Here is a 23092-nt window from a genome sequence, read left to right on the forward strand (position 1 = left end):
CGGCCATGGGGCCGCCTTTTGTGAGCCAGTGGCCGAGCTTATTGGTTGTGGTTCTTCAGAACCTGGTCGCAGGCCTGCGAGATCTTGGCCCGGTTCTCCTTGAGGCAGGCCAGGATGGTGAAATCGCCCTGATCGATAACCGGACGGCAGAACTTCTGCACGTCGCGCGTGCAGGCCTTCTGCTCGGCGTCCGTGCCACGCCCTTGCTGTGCGAACGCCGTCGTCGAAACAGATGCCGACAGCAGGGTGAGAGCGACGAGAAGCTTACGCATTGTATTCCTTCATTCTGACGGCAGAATCGCACCGGGCCCGGACTGCACAGGGCTGACGACCGGATCGGACTATTCTGATGGCAAGTTGCCGCGCGGAAAGTGCGGCCTCAGAGAAGGCACAAGCACTGGCAAATGCGGCCAAATTGGCGCCGCGCCCGCCAAATCAGGTCTTCCCCCGACCTTCATTGGCAGATGTAAGAGATTGATACTACGTCATAATTCCGGGAGACTGCGTTTTACTGCATACCTGTTGCAGAGCTGCATCTCTCCGCCCCGCTTTTCCCGCCAGAAACATGCCGAAACAAGTGCAAATCAACCAATCCGGGCCTGGCGCGAGACGTCGTGAACGGCCATCTCTGGCGGTCCGGCTTTGAACCTGACACTGGCTCGGAGCACTAAACTTTCGATGTGGCGAGACGTTATCACGCATGAGCGGGCGTCCTTCCAAAACGGGATATTTGCGATGACATTCTTTGGGCGATCTGGACTGGCAATCAAGGCGGCCGGCATCGGGGCGGCGCTGCTCTTTTCGATTTCGGCAAGCCATGCTCAGTCCTCCGGCCCGTTTGCCGGTTTCGACGGCGCTTGGTCCGGCACCGGCACGGTGTCGCTGTCCGACGGCTCCACCGAGCGTATTCGCTGCAAGGCCGACTACAAGGTCGCCGGCAGCGGCCTCAATCTGAAGCAGGCCCTGCACTGTGCGTCCGACAGCTACAAGTTCGACCTCACCAGCGACGTGACGAGCCAGGGCGAGCGCATCTCCGGCAATTGGAGCGAGTCCAGCCGCAACATCTTCGGCAATTTGCAGGGTACCGCCGGCGGCGGCCAGATCGAGGTCTTCGTCGAGGCCAACGGCTTTGCCGCCAACCTCTCGCTGCGCACCAACGGCACCAAACAGACGGTGCAGATCTCTTCCAAGGGCGAGATCCGCGGCGTCAACATCACTATGACCAAGAGCTGACACGCTCTTCTCGGCTGAGAGACAAAAAGCCCCCGGTTCTCGCGAGCCGGGGGCTTTTTGCTGACACGAACTCATCGGAACTCATCGATGGAGGAGATCGCCAACGCCATGGCCGAGCGCGGCATCGATGCGACGCTGTGCGATCGCGAGCTCACGCTGTCGCAGGAGCAGGACCACGCCGAGAGCGATTTCAAGTTCAATCCGGATAGTATCGTCGGATCGAGGCGCGCCCATCAGTCTCTGCGTGCGACGCATTCGCACCGGCATCGGAAATAGACCGAGTCCGGATCGGCTCCCCAGGCCTCCCATCCGGCAAGCGCAGCCTGAATCTCATCATTCGTCGCGAACCCCTTGCCCATGAGTTGCGGCCCAAGCCCAAGCAGGCTTCGCCGCGCGTCGGCGACAGCCTCGCTGCGGCTCTCCGCATCGGCGCTGTGGTTGACGTAGCTCGCGCCCGCCCAGACCGGCGTGAACCCGTGAGCGCGGAGAATGGAGCCCTGCCGCCGGCCGAAGCGTAACGCCTCCGCATCGTCGTGCTCGTACCAGCGCTGCCAGAGATCGAGCGCGAGACGTACGCCATCGAGCTCAGGATAAAGAACATTGCCGCCGACATCGGCGTCGCGTGTTGCGACGAGTCCGCCCGGCCTTAGCACGCGTCTGGCTTCCGCCAGCGTCCGCGTCAGCACCGCCTCGCTTTGATGGTACAGCACGGCGTGAAAGAACACGACGTCGAACGTCCCATTCTCGAACGGAAGGGCGGCCATGTCGGCCTCGATAAAGGCCACATTGGTGAGGCCAGTCCTCGCAGCAAGCTGATGTGCCGCGGCGATTGCCTTCGGCTCGATATCAACGCCGACGGCCCTCCCCACAATGCCTGCGAGTGCCGCGGTGATGGTGCCGGGCCCGCAGCCGGCATCGAGCAGGATCATGTCTGAGGTCAGGAACGGGACGAGAAAGGCGGCGCAATCGCCGCCTCGCTTCTGCTGAAACGCTACGATCGAGCTGTCGTGCCGCATAGGCTGCATCCTCAGCCGGCCCCCCGGCGCAGTCGCCCAGGCTGCGCCGATTCCATGTCCGGTGGATGAAGCTGCTCAGATGGCCGGCTTGTCGGTGCCCTGCAGCTTGGCGTGCAAATTGATCAGCCACATCGCAGTCGGCCTGAGGATGAAGAGGTCGGCGACGAGAGCCATGACCATCGAGAAGGCACTGAGCCAGCCGAACAGCCGCAGCGACGGCAGGTCGGAGAACACGGTGACGACGAGGCCACAGGCCAGCACCACCGTGGTCAGAATCAGCGCCGGTCCGACCAGCACGGTCGCGCGCTCCACCGCGAGCGCGGAGCCGACGCCTGGCTTGCTCTCCAGGCGGAGGCGGTTGAGGAAGTGGATGGTGGCGCTCAAGCCGAGCCCGAACGAGACGGTGAGCGCGACGACGCTGGCGAATTGCAGCCCCTCGCCCATCGCCCACAGCACCGTTCCCGACATCACCACCGGGAAGATGCCCGGCAGGATGCAGGCGAACATCACGACCCACGAGCGGAAGGCAAGGCCGATGAAGATCGCGACCAGTGCGAATTCGACGGTGAGGCCACGGTTCAGCTTCTCGATCATGCTGGCCGAGTTGCGCGCGGCGATGGCGGCAAGACCGGTCACCGCGACCTCGTAGCCGGGATGCTTCTTGCGGACAGCGTCGAGCTCGGTATCGAGCTTGTCGACGATCGGCAGGAGCTGGCTGGAATCCTTGTCAGGCACGCGGCCGGCGACAACGACAGCGTCCTGCTCGGCGTCGATGAAGCGCCGCACCAGGTGCTCGGGGATGACGCTGACATATTCCTTCAGCGTCGCGACGTCGGCGCTGCCGGCTTTCTCCGCCAGCCAGCGGCGCAGCGTCTCCAGCGACCAGACATTGCCGACGCCGGCAGCCTTCTCGACTGTCGCGTGGACTTCGGCGATGGTCTGGAGCGTCTGCGGCGAATAGAGCGATTCACCCTTGGGGAACACGATCAGCACGTTGACCGGATTGGCACCGGTGAGCTTGGCATCGAGCCGGTCGCTGGCGGCAACCGCCTGGCGCTTGTCCGGCACCTGGTCGGCGAGCCGGTAGCGCGGCTCCAGATTGGCGTAGATGACGCCGAGGCCGCCGACGAACAGCACCGCGATCAGGCTGAACAGGCCGGGCCGGCCGACCATCCGCACCGCGATCCAGTAGCAGAAATTGCGCAGCGCCTGGACGCCGGCATCGGCGCCCTGGAACTTGACTGCAAAGACCTTCTCGTTGCGCACGAACAGCACGCCGAACACCGGCACCAGCGACAGCACGGCGACCAGCGCGATAATGGTGGCGGCAAGGCCCGCCTCTCCGAACTTGCGGATCAGGTCGGAGTCGGAGAATTGCAACGCGATGAAGGAAATGCCGGCGGTGCCGTGCGTCAGCACGCAGGCCGGGCCCACCACCAGCACCGCGTTCTTGAACGCGGTGAACTTGTCCTGGCCTGCGATCAGCCGGTCGCGCGCGGCGAAGGTGAGCTGCATCGAGTCCGAGAAGCTGATCACCATGATGAGCGGCGTCATCACGTTCAGGAACATGTTGAGATTGAAATTGGCCCAGCCGAGTGCGCCGAGCGCCAGCAGGATCGCGATCATCGGCGGAAATGCGGCCGCGATCATGAACGAGATCTTGCGGAAGAAGATGATGGCGATGATGCAGCCGGCGAGAATGCCGAGAATGTTGTAGGTCAGCCCGTCGCGCTCGACCGCGTTGCGGATCTCGAGCTGCATCACCGGCACGCCCGAGAGCTGCACGTTGAGCCCGGTGTCGCTGAGATCCTCCTTCATCAGCGCGCGGATGTCGCCCACAGTCTTGGTCAGCTTGTTGGAGGCGACGACCTCCGGATCGAGTGACAGCACGATCAGCGCCAGCGTGCCGTCCTCCGACAGCAGCTTGCCGCGGATGATCTCGTTGTTCTTGACCGTGTCGATGAACTTGTCATAGGCCGCGCCTTCGGGCAGTTCGGCCGGGAACAGGGCCGCCGGCAACTTGCCCGGCGCCGGCGCCTGACGCGCCGAGAACAGCGAGACCAGCCCGCGCGTGCCTTCGACCAGCTGCAGGTCGGTGACGAAGTCGCGCAGCTTCTCCAGATTGTTCCGCGCCAGCAGGGTCTTGCCCTCGACCACGACGAGGACGTCGAATTCCTCGGCCGGGAACTTCTTCGTCACCTCTTCATATTGACGGAATTCGCGGGTGTCGGAGCGAAACAGCTGCGACAGCGAATCGTCAATCTTGATCCGGTGGATGCCGAACACGGCGCCGACGATCAGCGCCAGCAGGACAATGCAGGAGACGATCGGCGCCCGGACGGCGATCAGCCCGAGACGCTCCAGCCCGAAGGCGATCGAGGACGTAGGTCCTTGCTCGACCTTGTCGACATGAACCTCACTCTCGCTGTGCTTTTCGAGCATGCCTTATCCAGTTCCTAATCAGCTCGGTCTTGAGAGCTTATCGCGCCGCGCGAACGGCTTGAAAACGCCATACCAATGGGAGGCTTGCCCTTTGAAAATGCGCGGAAAATCGCCGCGTGGGGTTTAGCAGGTCAACAGGTCTTTTCGCAAGCAGGCCCAGCGTGGCCGAATCGATCAAGAAGCGGCGATTTGGGCGGGGTTGCCGGTCATCCGGGCGAGAATGTGCCAATTCGACGCGGCGCGCGGTCTGCGCTCTCGTCCTTCAGTGCCACGCCGCTGACCTGGCGGGCCAGCCCCTCGCGGACCAGCCAGGCGATCTTGAAGGCAGCCTCGTCATAGCTCAACCCGGCGTGGTGAATGTTGGAGACGCAATTGCGCTCGGCATCGGTGCGGCCGGGCTTCGGCGCGAACGTCAGATAGGCGCCGAGACTGTCGGGCGCCGACAGGCCGGGCCGCTCGCCAATCAGCATCACGACCATCCGCGCACCGAGAATGGCGCCGATCTCGTCGCCGAGCGCGACGCGCGCGCCAGAGGCGACGACGGCATGGCCGATCGCGACATCGTCTCCTTCCGCGAGCAGCGGCAGCAGGCGCCTGACCAGAGCCACCGCATGGGCGTGGACCGCCGCCGCGGACAGGCCGTCACCGATCACAAGCGCGAGCTGGCACGGCGCGGAAGCCGCTCGCACCAGAGCCTCGGCCGAGCCCGCTTCAAGCCGTCGTCCCAGATCGGGCCGGCGCAGATAGTCCCTGCGGTCGACCGCCTGGCTCGTCGCCTCGGTGACGGCAAGTCCGAGCGCGCGGAGATCGGCGAGCAGGCGCGGCGCATCGAAAGCGGCATGCACGGCATCGCGGGCGCGGGCATGATCGAGCGTGAAGTCGAGCAGCGCCTTTGTCGGCACGCTTGCGCCGCTGCGCCCGAGCGCGACGCGCGCGGGTGTGAATGACCGCAGGTCAACAGTCGGACGAGCCGGAATGGACTTGTCGCTCATTCGGCGGGAACGGCGGCCTCGCGCAGCCGGATCGAATAGTTCGAGGCGTTCTGCTTGCCGCTCGAGGCCGCACGCGCGAAGGTGATGAGGTGATGCGCGATCAGAGTGCAGCCGATCAGGCCTTCGATGTCACCGCGCTTGATGCGCCCTAGCGCGAACTTCCAGAACACGCGCTTGTAGTCGCCGAGCACGCCGACCTTCCAGAAGATGTTGCGCAGCATGACGAGGCCGCGCCGGATGTTGGGCCAGGTCTTCATCTCGTCCGACACCGGCATCTTGAGGCGGTGCACGTAGACGTGGTCGCATTGATACTGAAAACGTGCATAAACCTTCTCGGGCGCGTAGGCGACGGCCATGGCATGTTTCCAGGATGCGATGACCTCGTCATAGGGCAACAGGAAGTCGACGTTGGAATCGCGGCTGTCGTCTTCGACCAGGCGCCCCTCGCGCTCCAGCCGGTCCCACAGCGGCGTCTTCGGCAGCGCCTGAAGCAGGTTGATCGTGAGCAGCGGAATCCGGGACTCCTCGACGAAGGCGAGCAGCGCCTCCGACGTATTCGGCTTGTCGGTGTCGAGCCCCATGATGATGCCCGAGACGACCTCCATGCCGTAGGAGTTGATGGTGCGCACGCCCTCCAGAATCGGGACCATCATGTTGTGGTCCTTCTGCATCGCCTTCAGCGCGTCGGGATCCGGCGTCTCGATGCCGCAGAAGATGGTGATGAAATAGGCCTCGCGCATCTTCTCGAGAATTTCGGGCCGCTTGGCGATGTTGAGCGTCGCCTCGCAGGCGAGCCGCACCACGTAGCCGGTCCGCTTCTGCCATTCGATCAGATGCGGCAGCAGGTCCATCGCCGCCTTGCGGTTGCCGATGAAATTGTCGTCGACGAAATAGATCGTATCGGTCATGCCGCATTCGCGCAGGCGGTCGAGCTCGGCGATGATCTGCTGCGGCGTCTTGATGCGCGGGTTGCGGCCGTAGAGGCCGGGGATGTCGCAGAACTCGCACTGATAGGGACAGCCGCTGGAATACTGGATACTGCCGAGGAAATATTTCTTCACGTCGACAAGTTCGTAGGCCGGGATCGGAAACTCCGTCATCGGCACGCGATCCTTGGTCGTCAGCACCACCTGGCTGTCAGGACGCGAGGTGTCGCGCGACAGGATCTCGATCAGCTGGTTGGTGGCATCGCCGAGTTCGCCGACATGGAGATAGTCGAACGACGGATAATAGTCGGGACAGGCGCTGACGGAGGGGCCGCCAAGCGCGACCGGCAGATCGAACTCATGCGCGCGACGGCAGATGTCGTTCATCTGCTGGCGCTGGATGTGCATGCCGCTGACGAAGACCGCCTCGGCCCATTCGAACTCTTCCCTCGTGGTGCGACGGAGGTTCTCGTCGACGAATTTGACCTGCCAATCCTGTGGCAGATAGGCCGAGATCAGCAGCAGCCCCTGCGGCGGCATGAAGGCGCGGACACCATCGGTCAGCGGATAGCAATGCTCGAACGTACCGAACGAGGAGGTGTAGCGCGGAAACACGCAGAGGATCCGCCGGGACGTTCCGTTACTTTCAGCTCGCATCTAAGCTCCCCCGCCACGACCGATGGTGCGGAAATTGCCAGCCAGACACATAGCGTAACGCTGCCGCCGGAATTTCTCAATATTGTGGCATAAGCATAATCCCGGAGGGCCCCGATGGTTTCCTGAAAGAGAAAGTTTGACGCTTCGTGCCGCCTCACGCGATCAGGCGCGAGGCAAAATCGGGCAGCAAGCCTGCATCGCCGGCGATCCGGAAATCGCCGCCCGTGATGCCCGACCGCGCCAGCCAGTCGTCGAATTCCGGCGCGCGGCGCAAACCGAAGACGTCCCGGACATAGAGCGCGTCGTGGAAAGACGTCGACTGGTAGTTCAGCATGACGTCGTCGGCACCGGGGACGCCCATAATGAAGGTGACGCCGGCGGCGGCGAGCAGCGTCAGCAGATTGTCCATGTCGTCCTGGTCCGCCTCGGCGTGGTTGGTGTAGCAGATGTCGATGCCAAGCGGCAGGCCGAGCAGCTTGCCGCAGAAATGATCCTCCAGCCCGGCCCGGATGATTTCCTTGCCGTCATAGAGATATTCCGGGCCGATGAAGCCGACCACGCTGTTGACCAGCAGCGGGGCAAAGGCGCGGGCCACCGCATAGGCGCGTGCCTCGCAGGTCTGCTGGTCGACGCCGTGATGGGCGCCCGCCGACAGCGCCGAACCCTGCCCGGTCTCGAAATACATCACGTTCTGGCCGACGTTGCCGCGCCGCAGCGACAGCCCGGCGTCTTGCGCCTCCTTCAGAAGCGCAAGGTCGATGCCGAAACTGCGGTTGGCCGCCTCGGTGCCGGCCACCGACTGGAAGACGAGGTCGACCGGGACGCCCTGCCCGATCAGCGACAGCGTCGTCGTGACATGCGTCAGCACGCAGCCTTGCGTCGGGATCTTCAGCCGCGCGATGATCTCGTCGAGCAGCCGCAGCAATTGCGCGATCACGGCCGGATCGTCGCTGGCGGGATTGATGCCGATGCAGGCGTCGCCAGCCCCGAGCAGGATGCCGTCGAGGATCGAGGCGGTGATGCCCCTGGCATCGTCGAACGGATGGTTGGGCTGCAGCCGGGTGCTCATCCGCCCCTTCAGGCCGATGGTGTTGCGGAAGGCGGTCGCGACCTCGCATTTCCGCGCCGCCAGGATCAGATCCTGGTTGCGCATCAGCTTCGACACCGCGGCCGCCATCTCCGGCGTGATGCCGCCCGCCAGCCTGCGCAGCACATCGGGCGTTGCGGCATCCGACAGCAGCCAATCGCGGAACGCGCCGACCGTCAGCGATGCCACCGGCGCGAACGCCTTGGCGTCGTGGCTGTCGATGACGAGACGGGTGACCTCGTCGGCCTCATAGGGAATGACGGCTTCCTGCAGGAATTGGGCGAGCGGGACGTCGGCGAGCGCCATCCGCGCCGCGATCATCTGCTCGGCCGTGTCGGCGGCGATCCCGGCCAGCCGGTCGCCGGAGCGCGGCGGCGTCGCCTTGGCGAGCAGGTCGCGCAAGTCGGGGAATGTGTGGGTCGTGGCGTCGATGGTGTGGCGGTAGACCAACGGTCTCTCCGGGGTTGCTCGGCCAGCGGCCGAGTCCAAGACTATCCTGAAACTAAACCTTGGGATCAAGACGCTGAAATGACTTGGCTTTCCTTGGCCCAGGGGCGGCGGCGCCAAAGACCCGCGTTAACGCCGCGTCCACCTTCGTTCTGCATAGTTTTGCATCAATTTTACCTGAACCCCGCTCACCGGCCGTTTCAGGCCATTCCGGGCCCCTGAACAACCATGACATCAGCTCGATCTGGGAATGCCGCCAAGCCGGCAGGCCGCTTCACGCTTGCGACCAAGCTCTACGCGATCTTCGCGCTGTTCGCGCTGCTCACGGCGGCGATCGCCCTGCTGTCCGACTACAACAGCCGCCGCAGCGCCGAGCTGACCAGCGTGATCGAGACGGCGAACGCCGCCGCGCTGAATGTCGAGCGCGTCAACTCGCTGGTCTATGCGGTCGTGATGGAATCGCGCGGCGTCTACATGTCGACCGAGCCCGCCGTGGTGAAGAAATACGGCGAGGGCCTGCTCAAGTTCAACGCCCAGATCCTCGACGTCGTGAAGCGCTGGGAGACCATCGTCAAGGCCGACGATGCCGAGCAGTTCGCGACCTTCAAGAAGCGCATCGAGCAGTTCGTCGAGTTCCGCAAGGAGCTGGTGCGCCGCGGTGTCGAGATCAATGCGGCGGCGGGCCGCGAATGGGGCGACAACGACGCCAACCGCGCCGTGCGCTCAGCGCTGAACAAGGATCTCGAGGCGCTGTCCAAGGTCTATGCCGAGCGCGCCAGGCAGATCGCGCAGCAGGCCGAAACCAATCGCGAATTGTCCTTCGTGCTGACCTGCCTCGGTGGTGTGGCGCTGGCCCTCGTCGTGATCGGCATCGTCATCATCGCCCGCTCGGTCGCCCGGCCGCTCGCCGCGATCACCGCCACCATCAAGCAGGTCGCGGACGGCGCCGAGGACGTCGCGGTGCCCCACGCCGACCGCGCCGACGAGATCGGCGCGCTCGCCCGCGCGATCCAGGTCTTCCAGGACGCCATGGGCCGCAACCGCAATCTGGCCGCGCAGGTCTCGCAGGACTCCGCTGCGCGCGAGGAGCGCGCCCGTCACATCGAACGATCGGTCGAGCAGTTTCGCGAGGCGGTCGGCGCGATCATGCGCGGCCTCAGCGACAACGCCTCGGTCATGCGCGAGACCGCGCAGACCATCACCCGCGTCACCGCGGATGCCTCCAGCCGCGCCGGAACGGCGGCGAACGCCACCGAGCAGGCCTCACACAACGTCACGGCGGTGGCGGGCGCGGCCGAGGAACTGTCGGCCTCGGTGGTCGAGATCGGCCGCCAGGTCCGCCAGAGCGCCGGCGCAGTCGAGCAGACCGGCCAGCGCACCGAGAAGTCGATCTCCGAGATCGAGAGCCTTGCCGCGGCCACGCAGCGCATCGACGGCGTGCTCAACCTAATCCAGGCAATCGCCGAGCAGACCAACCTGCTCGCCCTCAATGCCACCATCGAAGCCGCGCGCGCTGGCGATGCCGGCCGCGGCTTTGCCGTGGTCGCTCATGAAGTGAAGGCGCTCGCGGGCCAGACCGCCAAAGCCACCGCCGAGATCAGCGAGAACGTCGCGATGATCCAGGCCTCGACCCGCAACGCGGTCGATGCCGTGCGCGAGATCGGCGGCGCGGTGCGCGAGATCAACGAGGTCACCTCGGCGATCGCCGGCGCCGTCAGTCAGCAGGACGCCGCCACGCGCGAGATCTCGTCAAACGCGCAAAGCGCCGCTGAAGGCAACGAGACGCTGGTCGCCAACATCACCTCGCTGCGCGATGCCATCGGCAAGACCGATACGGCGGCAGCCTCGGTGCTGACGGCCGCCAGCAGCCTGACCGAGACCGCCGATACGCTGTCGCGCGAGATGGAGAAGTTCTTCCAGAACCTGCGCGCGGGATCGGCAGACGGCCGCATCGCCAAGACGGCCTAACTGCGTGGACGGCGGCCCAGGAGACCGTCGCTACGGCCGCTCGACCAAAAAAACGCGAAAACAACCCCATGCACAGTAGCCGGCACCAACGGAATCAATGAGTTAGCTGCCGCTGCGACGGCTTGCGGATTCCGCTAGGTGAGTTTGCCGTGTCGGGCAAAACACCGGCATGATGTCATCCATGCGGCGCACGGCCTTTCCCACCCAGGTCTTACCGGGCCTCGGCAATCTTCGGTCCCGAGGATGGCATCTGCGCGTTGGCTGCCGCGGGCCGGTTCGATGGCGGTACCGGGTCCGGCGATCGGGACGCGGCGTCGGACGGCGCTCCCTGGGACGGCTTGCGGGCAGCGGTCGGCGGAAGCACGATCACCTTCGCTCCGACCTTCACCCGCTCGTAGAGATCGACGACGTCCTCGTTGGTCAGCCGGATACAGCCGGACGAGACCCGCTTGCCGATAGTGTCGGGCTTGTTGGTACCGTGGATTCGATATTCGGTCTCGCCAAGATACATCGCGCGCGCACCGAGCGGATTGCCGGGACCGCCGGCCATGAACCGCGGCAGATAAGGCTGGCGCGAGACCATCTCGGCCGGCGGATGCCAATCCGGCCATTCGGCCTTGCGCGCCACGGTCTGCTCGCCGGACCATGTGAACCCCTCGCGGCCGACACCGATGCCGTAGCGCATCGCCTGCCTGTCGTTCAGGACGAAATAGAGGAATGTGTTCCCGGTATCGATGATCACCGTGCCCGGCGCCTGGTGGCTGGCGTAGTCAACCACCTGCCGCACCAATGCGCCGGGAGCGTCAGCATCGGCTTTTGGTGGCTCGACCAGGGGCGCCGGGGCCGGAATCGGGACCGGAGCCGGAGCTGGCGCCGGTGCGTGAGCCGGAGCCGCCACGTAAACCGGAGTTGACGATGCCCGGGCTTCCCGCGCGGGCGTCCGCACCAGTTGCACGCTCGGGCCAGACAGCAAACCGTACCCCAAAGCCGCGACGGCGACGGCGCCAATCGCAACTCTCGCGGCCATCGGGAGTGCGAGCGCCTCTGCCTTTCCACGTTTGGCCCGCTTACCCATGTCACTCCTCAGGTTACTGTGCCCAAGACAGGTACCCAGCAAAATTTAAGAAACTTCGAAGCGATCTGGTCCAGACCGGAACCAGGCGCGATGGTTAACGCCGGACGCTTGTTCAGCGAGGCGGCTGCGCATGACGCATTGGCTCGGAGGTCCTGTGACGACCAAGTACCGATAACGCCCCGCTTGTCTTGCTTACGAAGCCTGCTCGACATCCGCCATTGATGGGATCAGAGAAGCGATCTCCAGCCCCTCTGAAACCAGCGATGAAGCGGCAACTATGCAGTCTCTTCCGCGTTCTTTCGCCCGATACAGCGCTATGTCAGCATCCCGCGTAAGCGCGAATTCATCAATTGTGGTCGCGCTCGTCTCCGCGACTCCAATGCTTATGGTCACGCGCTTCCGCGGTGATCGCGGATGATAGATGTTCAACCTGGAGACCAACAGCCGGATAGCCTCGGCCACCCTGACTGCTTTATCTTCACTCACACCGGGCAGCACCATGGCGAATTCCTCGCCGCCGTACCTTGCCGATAGACTTCCCGTGCTGACAGTCGCGCTACCGATGATTTGCGCAATCTGCTTCAAGCATCCATCGCCAGCCTGGTGCCCCAGAGCATCATTGAAGCCCTTGAAGTAGTCGATATCGATGAGAAGCACTGAAATCTGCGAGTGCTTGACAAATGCGTCTCGCAGGAACGCATCGAAGCTGCGCCGGTTTGCAAGCCGCGTCAGTCCGTCCGTCGCAGCGAGCTGCGTCAGCTTGAGGTTGGCTGACGACAATTCGTCCTCCAGCTTCTTCTGCTCCGTGATTTCCCGGAGCACGCCCACGACTTCTAGATCTTGCCCAGGGGACTGCTCGGCGACCCTGAAGCGACATTCCAACCAAATCGCATCACCATCGGCTCGGCGCATCCGGAATTGGACCGATGGGCAGCCGCCGGCTTCCCTCAGTCTTCGGCTCGCAGCTACGATCTTGTTGCGGTCATCCTCGTGGACCATCTCGAGACAGTTACGCCCGAGGAAAGCGTTCTCGTCCATTCCCAGCACGGCCGCGACCGAGGGCGAGACATAGCGAAGGCATCCCTTACGGTCCATGACGACGACGATATCAGCTATATTGTCGGTGAGCAGCCGAACCCTGGCTTCCCTCTCGCGGAGAAATTGTTCGAGTTTCGTCCGAAAGCGGAATTGAGCGTTCAAGAGCGCCGCCATTCCCACGACACCCGCGACCAGGAGGCCGGCGATGAGAGCGTCAGACGCCAGGTCCCTTCTCCAATGCTCCAGGACCTGCTGCTCTGAACGCGCTATCGTCACGACAACCGGATATTCCGGCCCCTGCTCGAACGCCAGGTATTTTTGCCTGCCGTCGAAGGGTGAGGTGACGATTTCGAACCCGGCCATGCTTTCGCTGACACGCTTCTCGAAAGACAGATTGTCCGCAACCTTACGCAGCGTGGTTTGCACGGGCCAACGCGCCAACACGGTGCCGTCCTTCAAGAGGAGGCTGATACCACCCTCGGTCCCGACAGAAAATCCGCTGTAAAATGCGTTGAAGAACTCACATTCGATCGTGCCCACAAGGACGCCAGCGAAATCGCCAGCGGGACTGCTGATCCGTTTCGATAAAATGATCACAGGCCTGCCGGTGAGGCGGGACTCGACCGGGCCACTGATCAGCAACTCCGAGCCCGGATTATCCCGATGATGAGCGAAATAGGGCCTGTCCCCGTTGTTATGGCTCGGCAGCGATGTCACCGAGGAGTAGCGCCAGCTCCCGTCTGAATTGAGAACCGCGAAGAACTGAATCTGCGGCATCGCCCGGGTCGCATCTTGCAGATAAGCGTTGAACCTTTCGGGCAACGGGTTCTGGAATTTGAGCAGGTCCACCATTCCTGCCATCGCGACGTCTGGAGCCTTGATCGTGTTCGATGCATGCTGCGATAATGAGCGAGCCAGGTTCAACAGATCCGCCTCTGCTCGGTCCAATGTGCTCTGCCGGGAGGCAGAGACTTTCCAACCCACGAGGCCCAGGACACAGGCCATCATCACCGCCAGAAAAGCCGCGACGATCGCCTGCGGCTTGCGGTGAATCGACCGCTGTAATGAAATCGGGACCATCGCACCTGCTCGATTGCGAGGCATGATGATCGTGATCCTACGTTGCGATCGAACTAACAGCCTCGAAAAGTAGGCAACAGATGCCGGATTAGGCTAACGGCTGCTTGAGTGTTCTGTCAGAATTCAGCAAGGAGCACCGCCGGCGGATGAGTTCGTCTCAACGGCCGACCTTCCACGCCAGCTGAGCAGGTGTCCGACCGGATTGAGCTGGTTCACGCCGCAGGCACGATGCCGTGCGGAGAAGCAATGTCGGTCATCGCGTTGTGATTCATGTGACGCGAGCTAGGCGGCACGAACCAATTCGTCCACGACACTTCGCTCCGCTCCGGCCAGCGTGAACCTCACCAGTGCGGATTGCCCGTCGATCCGGGCGATGGTGCCGGTTAGAGCCGCCGAGGCGCCCTCTATCCTCAGCTGCACCTGGGTTTCGATGGGCCAGCTCACGGGTATGTCGTCGAGCCGCGCGCCGCCGGTGGAGATGTCGTGAACAGTGACATTGAACGGAGTACCGGCCACCAGAAGCGTACCTGGCCGTCGGATATCCATCCGCGTCGCGAGTCGGCGGTCGACGTCCGTTGTCGATGTCCGAATAACGCGAACGAGCGTCGTGCGAAGGACATCGACCTTCCTGGCGATATTCACCGAACCATCGAGGATTTCCGAAGCGCGGCGGCCTGTTTCCGCAGCCTCGCGTGAGACCGAAGCGATCTGAGCCGCCACTTCGCGGGCAGCCAGCGAAGTCTCTTCGACAGTGCGGGAGATCTCCAGCGTCGTCGCGTTCTGCTCCTCGATCGCATCAGCAATCGCAGTGGAAACCACTTCCACGTTGCGAATGACCTCCCCAATGGCGCAAATCGACTGGACCGAAGCGTGGGTCGATTCCTGGATCTCCGAGATTTGTTGGGAAATCTCGCTGGTCGCTTTCGCCGTCTGCTCCGCCAGAGACTTCACCTCGGATGCGACTACGGCGAAGCCGCGTCCGGCGATCCCGGCCCGAGCGGCCTCGATCGTGGCGTTAAGCGCCAGCAGATTGGTCTGCTCGGCAATTTCGCTAATCAGATTGGTGACGGTCCCGACCTTCCCCGCGGCCTCCGACAGCTTCGCTATCGTCGCCTGCGCATCTGTCGAGGCGGCGACCGCTTGCCGCGTCAGCTCTCGGGAGGACGAGACTTTCGTGGCAATCTCGCTGATCGACCCCGCCATCTGCGCAGACGCTCTCGCCACTGTTTGCGCATTGGCAAGCGCCTCTTCTGCTGCGGCCGCGACGCTGCTTGAATTCTGGCCAAGCGTCCGCGCCGTTTCGTTCATGGAGGTGGCGTTGCCCGCCATCCGCGCGGTGCCGTCAGCGACCTCGCCAACCGCTGTATTGGTCTCTCGCTCGACGGTCTCGGCCATCTCCCTGAGCGCCGTCGCCTTGACCTGTTCGGCATGCACTCGCCGCTGCTCCTCGGCCAAGGCCTCCTCGCGGGCCTTCTCGGCGGCCCTGATCTTGAATTGGGCGATGGAACGCGCCATTTCGCCGAGCTCGTCGGAACGATCGAGGCCCGGTAATTCGATGTCAAACTGCCCGGCTCCAAGCGCGAGCAGCGCTGAGGTCATGGACGACAGCGCCGATGACATCCGCCGTGCGATCACGAGCGTGATCGCGCCAAGCAGTACGATTACGGATAAGGCCGCGATGATTACGTTCCGAGCGCTGGTCCAGACTTGCGCCTCCAAGTCGTCGATATACACTCCGCTGCCGATCACCCAACCCCACGGCGCGAAGCCGGTAACGTAGGACAATTTTGGCTGTGGAGTGTCTTTGCCCGGCTTCGGCCAGTGGTACTCGACGAATCCCGAGCCCTGGCGCCTCACTGTGTCGACAAAATCGACAAACAGTCGCTTACCCGTCGGGTCCTTGTTGTCAGCCAGATCCTGGCCGTTCAGCTCCGGCTTGATCGGATGCATGACCATGCGCGGCGTGAGATCGTTGATCCAGAAGTAATCGCCATTGCCATAACGCAGACGACCGATCTGCTCGGCGGCACGTTGGCGGGCCGCGTCATCTGACGTTTTATTGCGCGCCGCACCATCGTATTCGGCCTTCACGATGCTCAGCGCTGCTTCCACCAGATGGCTCAGCTCTCCCTGACGCTGCTCTCGCAGAGCCGTAGCGAGATTACTCACTTGGACGCCGCCGAGACCAAGCAATCCGCAGAAGCTCAGCCCGATAATTGCGTAGATGCGAAGCTTGATCGAGAAGCGCAGGTTCATGCGCACATCTCCGTTCATCTGGGATATGCCGTCTTACCGAGCAGCCGCGCCGACGGCCCGACGACTCTTAATGGAGTGCAGTATCGGTCGCGTTAAAGCAGATATCGAATTTCGGCAAATGAGACTGACCTCGGTAGTCCACCGGGTCTGCAACGACTCGCGAAAGCACAACGCGGCGATAAAATAAATCCAGCCAGGCTTGACCTAGATCAACATATGCCCGCGGCACGTCGTATTGCGACGGAATCATGAGAACCGCAGGCAGCTAATTACCGGACCGACTACAACTTGGCCGAAATCCGATAGTCGCGGCAATTGACCGTCAAATATTGAATGATATGCATCATACTTCGCATTGATCGACGAAGTAGCTCACCCGGCGAGGGATCTGCATGTCCAACGTGGTATCCCTCCCCCGGCGAAATCGAGATCGGGAGGACCGTCATCCGGCCCTGGAACGGCTCAGGGGGATTCAAGAAGCCTTGAACAGGCTAGATACCTCTCATCTCAGCAGCCGGGCCGACATGTCGCGCACTCTGAACGCGCTCGACGTGGCGAACAAGTGTATCCGAATTGTGTTGAATGACTACAGGGACGTGCCGGCGACGGCAGAGCTGATCGAGCAGTCGGCTGCGCTGAGCTCGTTGATTGAAGAGGCGCGCGATAAAGTCAGCGCCTTACGACCATGCCTCTTCTAGGCTCTCTCGACAGACCTCAAGATCGGATCGGCAACCCCGATTATGCTCGCGAATTAAGGGCATCATCGGTTCTCCGTATCGATCATTTCAAGAACATCGAAGAATTTCGCCCAGTCGGCATTCTCGGCGCTTCAAAAACCGTGGCGTTGGATCCAGCATCAGCCTCCATCAGCCGCGCGGCCCTGGCCTTGCCCGAATGCCGCGTGGTGCTGCAGCGGTCTTTTGCTCGTGAATCCGAAGGCGATCTCGGCGCGGAGACCTGCGGCTTGGTTATCCCCATGTCTCGCGATCACTGTCACACCTTGAACGGGCAACTGGTTGGGAGTGATGGAATCGTCCTTATGCGCGGAATTATGCCCTGTCGCGTGCGTGAACCGCATCCTAACAGTTACGCGCTCGTGCGCATCAGTACGGCAATGCAGACGAGAGGATGGCCGGACTTCGAGCGAGGAATAGGTTTGCTGTGCGCCGGTGCTCAACAGATCCATGATCTTCAGCGCGTGCTTTGGCATATCGCCCAGCGGGCCTCTACCTGCTTGGCTTCGGCAGACTTTGCGAGACAGGCGGCTGACATGCAGGAAACCCTCTACGCCGCATTGGACAACATCCTGATCAAATCGGACGCGATACGAGCGCGCCCGAGATCGCACGATCGTCACCGCAAGTACGTGAGCCAAGTCGACGCGCTCATCCAAGAATCGCCCAGCGCCTCGCTGTACAGTGACGATCTAGCCCTTGCTCTTGGCACCTCGGTGCGAACGCTGCAAACTGCCATGGCGACCGTACATGGCATCTCGCTGCACAAATACATACGCACGAGGCGGCTTTGGATGGTTCGTTGTGAGTTGGCGAGAGGCTACCCATCAACGAACGTGAAGGCGATCGCCGGCGCCCACGGCTTCTGGCACATGGGAGATTTCTCCCGACTCTACAAACTTGAGTTCGGTGAATTTCCCTCAGAGACGCTCATGCAAGCTCGACGATATAGATCGTTTCGCTAATCCGACGCGTTGGTTCTTTATCTTTCTGACTCGGTCGGCTGAAGCCGCGCCAAAGACCTGTCACATCACCCCGCCCCGCCTGATCAACTCCTTCCCCACCGCCGCCAGATGCACCTGGTCCGGGCCGTCGCCGATGCGGATGAAGCGGGCGTAGACGTAAGCACGCGCGAGGAAGGTGTCCTGCGAGACGCCGGCGGCGCCGTGGATCTGGATGGCGCGGTCGATGACACGGGCGGCCATGCTGGGCACCACGATCTTGGCCGCCGCGATCAGGTCGCGCGCGGCCTTGTTGCCCTCGCGGTCCATCTTGTCGGCGGCCTGCAGCGTGAGCAGCCGGGCCTGCGCGATCTCGCAGAATGAGTGCGCGATGTCCTCGCGCACCGAGCCTTGCTCGGCGAGCGGCCTGCCGAAGGCGACCCGCGACACCGCGCGCTGGCACATCAATTCCAGCGCACGCTGGGCGCAGCCGATCAGCCGCATGCAATGGTGGATGCGGCCGGGACCAAGCCGGCCTTGCGCAATCTCGAAGCCGCGGCCTTCGCCGAGCAGGATGTTCTCGGCGGGCACGCGAACGTCCTCGTAAGAAATCTCGGGGTGGCCGACCGGGGCGTCGTCATAGCCGTAGGTCAGCATGTCGCGAACGATGTGCACGCCCGGCGTGTTCCTGGGTACCAGGATCATGGATTGCTGGCGGTGGCGGTCGGGATCGTCGGGCGCAGTCTTGCCCATGACGATCAGGATTTCGCAATCCTCGTTCATCGCGCCTGACGTGAACCATTTCCGGCCGTTGATGACGTAGTCGTTGCCGTCGCGCTTGATGGCGCATTGGATGTTGGTGGCGTCGCTGGAGGCGACCTGCGGCTCCGTCATCGAGAAACCGGAGCGGATGCGCCCCTCCAGCAGCGGCTTCAGCCAGCGATCCTGCTGCGCCTTGGTGCCGTAGTTTGCCAGCACCTCCATGTTGCCGACATCGGGCGCGGAGCAGTTGAAGACTTCGGGCGCCCAGAGGATGCGGCCCATGATCTCCTTCACGGGCGCATATTCGAGATTGGAAAGGCCCGGCCCGTGCTCGCCGGACAGGAACAGGTTCCAGAGGCCCTGCTCGCGCGCCAGCCGCTTCAACTCCTGCAGCACAGGCGGCGTCCGGTAGCGCGCAGCTTCCGGCTTCACCTGCTCGTAATAGAGATCCTCGACCGGCTCGACATGCGTCCGCATGAACTGCCGGACGCGCTCCTGAAGCTCCAGCGAACGGGCGGAGTGCTGAAAGTCCATGGTGGTCTCCTGTTCACCTGGCCATAGGCGGCAGTGGAGTGCAACGCCTCGCCCTTCGAGACGACCGCTGCGCGGTCTCCTCAGGGTGAGGCTAAGCGGCATTCGCGCCTGTTGGAGCTATCGCCGCTCACTCCGCCCTCATCCTGAGGAGCCCGCGGAAGCGGGCGTCTCGAAGGATGCGCCGTATCAACCGCGACAGCCGCGCCGCCCCTCACGTCCCCTTCAAGAGCTCGCTCGCCACCACCCAATCGTTGCCGTCGAATTGCAGCATATAGCCGTCCTTGATCGGGCGGAAATCCTGCGGCGTGGTGTTGAGGGTGATGCCGGGCATCAGGAGCGACAGCGGCACGTTCTTCAGGTTCGCGGCCTGCGCCATGATGTTCTCGCGCGTCAAATTGTCCTTGCACTGCTTCAGCAGCACGACCAGCGCCTCGGCGACGGTGTAGCCGTAGAGGCCGGCGACGTTGTTGACGTCGGCATTGGGCAGGCGCTTCTTCATGAATTCGATATAGGCGGTCATCGCCGGATCGTCCTTCGGCGTCTCGACGAACGGCTTGAGCGAGCCGAGCGAGAGCACGCCCTTGCCGGCATCGAGCCCCGCCGGCACCATCACTGTCGCCTTGTTGGCACAGCCCGAGGCGAGGAAGCGCGTCGGCTGCCAGCCGACCTCATGAGCTTTCCGGATCGCCTGCGCGCAGGCGCGCGGCGTCACCGAATAGATCATGAAGACATCGGCCTTGGTGCTCGCCAGCGTCAGCACCTGGGAATCGACGGTGGGGTCGGCGACCTCGAAGCTCGACGCCATCGCGATCGCCTTGTCGGCCTCAGTGCCGAGGGCTTCCTTGACGCCGCGCAGATATTCCTTGCCGGCATCGTCGTTCTGATAGAGCACCGCAAAGCGCGCATTCGGGTTCTTGGCGCGGGCATAGGCGACGTCGATCGCGGCCTCGCTGGTGTAGTTCGGCGCCCAGGGCAGCGCGATCGACCACGGCATGTTGGCGGGATCGTTCCACTTCGAGGCCGAGCTGATCAGGAAGAGCTGCGGCACCTTGTTGCTGTTCAGGTACTTTGCGATCGCCGAACTCGGCGCGGTGCCCATGGTGGCGAAGATGAAGGCAACGCCCTCGCCCTCGACGAGGCGCCGCGCCGCCTCCATGGTCTTGGGCGGCGAGAACGCGTCGTCGAGCGAGATCAGATTGAGCTTACGCCCGTTGACCCCGCCCTTCTCGTTGACCTCGTCGAAATAGGCCGCAATGACCCTGCCCGTGATGCTGAGCGGCGAGGCCGGCCCGCTATAGGGCATGGTGTTGCCGATCTTGATCTCGGTGTCGCTGACACCAGGGCCGTAGGATTTCTGCGCGGAGACAGACGTCGGCATGCAGGCGGCAGCCAGCGCCGCGGCCAGGACCAAGGCAGCTTTCATGGTTCCTCCCCGATGATCATCGTCCGCGCGAGACGAGCCGCGCCGCGTGCTGCTATTTGTCAGCGCGTCAGATCAGCGGAGTCCTGCATGGCGGTCTTGCGTCAAGCGGCTGGTCGTGCAGCCCGATTCGATGCTAGCGAAATGCCTCGTGAGGGCGCGAGACCGGGCGCGGCTTCCATGAACAACAAGGAGCCCCCATGAGCCAGACGCGACGTGTGCTCTCCGCGCAGATCGCCCACGAGACCAACACGTTCTCGATCGTTCCGACCACGCTCGATGACTATCGCAAGCGGTTGTTTCTCCTGGGAGCCGAGATAGCCCCCGCGCTCGGCGCGACCAAAATGGAGATCGCCGGGCATCTGGCTGCGGCCAAACGCTACGGCTGGACCCTGGTGCAGCCGATTGCAGCCTCGGCCACGCCATCAGGCAAGGTGACGGCCGGCTGCTGGGCCGAACTGCAACGCCTCCTCTACGAGGCTTGCGAGACGGGACCGCTCGACGGCGTCATCCTCGCCTTGCACGGCGCAATGGTGACCGAGACCGACGAGGATGCCGAGGGTGCGCTGCTGGAAGGATTGCGCAAGCGGCTCGGCGAGACGATCCCGATCGCGGTGACGCTCGACCTGCACGCCAACGTCACCGAACGCATGGGCCGGCTGGCCAACATCATGCTGCCCTACCGGACCTATCCGCATATCGACCAATACGAGACGGCGCTCCGCGCGGCCGATCTGCTGCAATCGGCGATGGACGGCAAGATCCGTCCGAAGGTCGTCCACCTGCAGGGACCGCTGCTCGACGGTTGCAATCACGGACGAACCCAAGGCGGCGTGATGAGCGATCTCTTGACGCGCGCGGCGGACATGGAGGCCCGAACGCCCGGCCTGTTGTCGGTCGACGTCTGCGCGGGCTTCAGCCGCTCGGACATTGCCGAGGTCGGCCCCAGCGTGCAGGTGACCTACGATGCCTCGCACAACGCCGCCGAGACGGCGGCGCGGCAGGCTGCGGCCGCGCTCTATGACGAGATCTACCGTCGCCGCGCCGAGGTCACCGTCGCAGTGCATGATTTGCCGACCGCGACCAGGCTTGCCGCGGCGGCCGCAGCCGATCTCGCCGATACCCGCCCCTTCGTGATTTCCGACTACAGCGACAACCCGGGTTCAGGCGCCTATGGCGACGGCGTCCGCCTGTTGGAGGCGCTGCTGAACGCCAACGTCAAAGGCGTGCTGCTCGGCGTCCTCGGCGATCCCGAAGCCGCCGCCCGCTGTCATGCCGCAGGTCTCGGGGCCAGCCTCGAAATCGTCGTCGGCGCCAAGCGCGATCCCGCCAGCTACGGGCCGCCACTCACGCTGGCCGGACGCGTCGCCGCGCTGTCGGATGGTGCCTTCGTCTGCGAGGGACCGATGAATGCCGGTCAGCCCATGACGCTCGGTCCGTCGGCCTTGCTCGAGGTGAACGGCATCTCGATCGCGCTGTCGACCAACACGCTGCAGACCTATGATCAAGAAATGTTCCGAATTCTCGGTGCGGAGCCGGCGCAGTTTCGGGTCGTCGCGGTCAAGTCCGCCCACCACTTCCGCGCCGCTTTCGGGCCGATGGCCAAGGAGGTGATCCTGGCCGACAGCGGCGGCCTTGCCACGAATGACTACACGACCCTCACTTATCGCAGGGTGCGCCGCCCGATCTGGCCGCTCGACGAGTTGCCGCTGGATTGGTCTGCCAAAGCATGATCCGGCAAGGTCATGCGTAGAGCCCGAAGCGCGATCACGATCCATCCCAATCTGATCGCGCTTTGGCAGCGCGCACCTCGCCGGAGGGTTCAGCCGCGCCGCTTCAGGCTGAGACCAAGGCTGACCCAGCCCGCGCCCGCCATGATCAGGTCGATGCCGAGGAACAGGCCGAGGATGTAGACGCTGTTCACCGGCCAGCGCGCCAGGATCAAGAGGCCAAGCAGCAGCGTGACGACGGCCGACAGCGCCACCCAGACCCACGGGCTTTCCCGCTTCATGCTGAAGGCGAGAAACAGCCTGACTGCGCCGGAGGCCAGCAGCGAGGCGCCGAGGAACAGGGTCAGCAGAACCGCGGCGAAGAGCGGGTTCTCGAAAGTGAGAAAGCCGGCGATGATGTAGAGCACGCCGAGCAAGGCCCAGATCAAGAATTTCCCCCAGCTCTTCATCTGGAAGGCGCCGATCACCTCGGTCGCGCCGGCGACGATCATCATCGCGCCGACCACGATGACGCTCGCAACCGTCGCCATCACCATGCTGCCGAGCGCGACGAAGCCAGCGATCAGGTAAACGACGCCGAGTGCGACGATCCAGCCCCATTTGCCGTGGAGCGCAGAGATACCCGAGCCGAGACTGGGATGATGGGACGCATCTGAGGCACTTGTCATGAGCCACTCCTGCATGCGAAGCCCGCGGGCACGCGCCACGATAGCACGCACCAGACCGGGACGACAGCCAGCAGAGCAGTCCTCGC

At 63.5% G+C, this 23092-nt stretch carries 18 protein-coding genes; 6 read left to right on the top strand and 12 right to left on the bottom strand.

Annotation, left to right across the window (positions count from 1 at the left end; genetic code table 11):
* Nucleotides 1–38: 38 nt before the first annotated feature.
* Nucleotides 39–272 carry a hypothetical protein gene (locus tag P6U31_RS24765; protein WP_407184383.1) on the bottom strand — a complete coding sequence of 78 codons (234 nt, stop codon included), beginning with the start codon at nucleotides 270–272 and terminating at the stop codon, nucleotides 39–41.
* Nucleotides 273–735: 463 nt separating this feature from the next.
* Between P6U31_RS24765 and P6U31_RS24770 the strand changes: the two genes are divergently transcribed.
* Both P6U31_RS24770 and P6U31_RS24775 read left to right on the top strand, forming a co-directional pair.
* Complete coding sequence (locus tag P6U31_RS24770) at nucleotides 736–1233, top strand: hypothetical protein (protein WP_407184384.1); 498 nt, start codon at nucleotides 736–738, stop codon at nucleotides 1231–1233.
* A gap of 87 nt (nucleotides 1234–1320) precedes the next feature.
* On the top strand, nucleotides 1321–1509 hold the full coding sequence (locus tag P6U31_RS24775; RefSeq protein ID WP_407184385.1) for a hypothetical protein: 189 nt from the start codon (nucleotides 1321–1323) through the stop codon (nucleotides 1507–1509).
* Here the strand turns inward: P6U31_RS24775 and P6U31_RS24780 are convergent.
* The 5 genes from P6U31_RS24780 to P6U31_RS24800 form a co-directional block, all read right to left on the bottom strand.
* Nucleotides 1467–2249: a methyltransferase domain-containing protein gene (locus tag P6U31_RS24780; protein WP_407184386.1), complete on the bottom strand. Its 783-nt coding sequence runs from the start codon at nucleotides 2247–2249 to the stop codon at nucleotides 1467–1469. The two genes, P6U31_RS24775 and P6U31_RS24780, sit on opposite strands and share 43 nt — an antisense overlap.
* Nucleotides 2250–2324: 75 nt before the next feature.
* Nucleotides 2325–4691, bottom strand: a complete 2367-nt coding sequence (locus tag P6U31_RS24785; RefSeq protein WP_407184387.1) for an efflux RND transporter permease subunit — start codon at nucleotides 4689–4691, stop codon at nucleotides 2325–2327.
* A gap of 206 nt (nucleotides 4692–4897) precedes the next feature.
* Complete coding sequence (gene eutC, locus P6U31_RS24790) at nucleotides 4898–5683, bottom strand: ethanolamine ammonia-lyase subunit EutC (protein WP_407184388.1); 786 nt, start codon at nucleotides 5681–5683, stop codon at nucleotides 4898–4900.
* A complete protein-coding gene (locus P6U31_RS24795) occupies nucleotides 5680–7266 on the bottom strand; it encodes a B12-binding domain-containing radical SAM protein (protein ID WP_407184389.1) in 1587 nt (528 codons plus the stop codon). Before P6U31_RS24795 ends, eutC begins: the two co-directional genes overlap by 4 nt.
* A 154-nt stretch (nucleotides 7267–7420) precedes the next feature.
* On the bottom strand, nucleotides 7421–8803 hold the full coding sequence (locus tag P6U31_RS24800; protein WP_407184390.1) for an ethanolamine ammonia-lyase subunit EutB: 1383 nt from the start codon (nucleotides 8801–8803) through the stop codon (nucleotides 7421–7423).
* Nucleotides 8804–9028: 225 nt separating this feature from the next.
* Here P6U31_RS24800 and P6U31_RS24805 point away from each other — a divergent pair, with 225 nt between their 5' ends.
* Complete coding sequence (locus P6U31_RS24805) at nucleotides 9029–10768, top strand: methyl-accepting chemotaxis protein (RefSeq protein ID WP_407184391.1); 1740 nt, start codon at nucleotides 9029–9031, stop codon at nucleotides 10766–10768.
* A 211-nt stretch (nucleotides 10769–10979) separates the two neighbouring features.
* Here P6U31_RS24805 and P6U31_RS24810 read toward each other — a convergent pair whose 3' ends face one another.
* The 3 genes from P6U31_RS24810 to P6U31_RS24820 all read right to left on the bottom strand — a co-directional run bounded on the left by P6U31_RS24810 (nucleotide 10980) and on the right by P6U31_RS24820 (nucleotide 16217).
* A complete protein-coding gene (locus P6U31_RS24810; RefSeq protein ID WP_407184392.1) occupies nucleotides 10980–11843 on the bottom strand; it encodes a L,D-transpeptidase in 864 nt (287 codons plus the stop codon).
* A 192-nt stretch (nucleotides 11844–12035) separates the two neighbouring features.
* Complete coding sequence (locus P6U31_RS24815) at nucleotides 12036–13961, bottom strand: diguanylate cyclase (protein WP_407184393.1); 1926 nt, start codon at nucleotides 13959–13961, stop codon at nucleotides 12036–12038.
* A gap of 282 nt (nucleotides 13962–14243) precedes the next feature.
* A complete protein-coding gene (locus P6U31_RS24820; protein ID WP_407184394.1) occupies nucleotides 14244–16217 on the bottom strand; it encodes a cache domain-containing protein in 1974 nt (657 codons plus the stop codon).
* A 392-nt stretch (nucleotides 16218–16609) separates the two neighbouring features.
* Here P6U31_RS24820 and P6U31_RS24825 point away from each other — a divergent pair, with 392 nt between their 5' ends.
* Both P6U31_RS24825 and P6U31_RS24830 read left to right on the top strand, forming a co-directional pair.
* The gene (locus P6U31_RS24825) at nucleotides 16610–16915 is read left to right on the top strand and encodes a hypothetical protein (protein WP_407184395.1); all 306 of its coding nucleotides are present in this window, start codon (nucleotides 16610–16612) and stop codon (nucleotides 16913–16915) included.
* Nucleotides 16903–17916: a helix-turn-helix domain-containing protein gene (locus tag P6U31_RS24830; protein WP_407184396.1), complete on the top strand. Its 1014-nt coding sequence runs from the start codon at nucleotides 16903–16905 to the stop codon at nucleotides 17914–17916. Before P6U31_RS24825 ends, P6U31_RS24830 begins: the two co-directional genes overlap by 13 nt.
* Nucleotides 17917–17976: 60 nt before the next feature.
* On the opposite strand, the gene P6U31_RS24835 is transcribed toward P6U31_RS24830, so the two are convergent.
* Together P6U31_RS24835 and P6U31_RS24840 are read right to left on the bottom strand one after the other, a co-directional pair.
* A complete protein-coding gene (locus P6U31_RS24835; RefSeq protein ID WP_407184397.1) occupies nucleotides 17977–19188 on the bottom strand; it encodes an acyl-CoA dehydrogenase family protein in 1212 nt (403 codons plus the stop codon).
* A gap of 211 nt (nucleotides 19189–19399) precedes the next feature.
* On the bottom strand, nucleotides 19400–20611 hold the full coding sequence (locus P6U31_RS24840; RefSeq protein ID WP_407184398.1) for an ABC transporter substrate-binding protein: 1212 nt from the start codon (nucleotides 20609–20611) through the stop codon (nucleotides 19400–19402).
* 197 nt (nucleotides 20612–20808) lie between these two features.
* Between P6U31_RS24840 and P6U31_RS24845 the strand changes: the two genes are divergently transcribed.
* A complete protein-coding gene (locus tag P6U31_RS24845; RefSeq protein WP_407184399.1) occupies nucleotides 20809–22341 on the top strand; it encodes a M81 family metallopeptidase in 1533 nt (510 codons plus the stop codon).
* Nucleotides 22342–22430: 89 nt separating this feature from the next.
* Here the strand turns inward: P6U31_RS24845 and P6U31_RS24850 are convergent, their stop codons facing one another.
* Nucleotides 22431–23006: an HdeD family acid-resistance protein gene (locus tag P6U31_RS24850; protein WP_407184400.1), complete on the bottom strand. Its 576-nt coding sequence runs from the start codon at nucleotides 23004–23006 to the stop codon at nucleotides 22431–22433.
* Nucleotides 23007–23092 lie beyond the last annotated feature (86 nt).

This window comes from Bradyrhizobium centrosematis (assembly GCF_045571495.1).
In the GTDB taxonomy this organism is placed as follows: Bacteria; Pseudomonadota; Alphaproteobacteria; order Rhizobiales; family Xanthobacteraceae; genus Bradyrhizobium; species Bradyrhizobium centrosematis.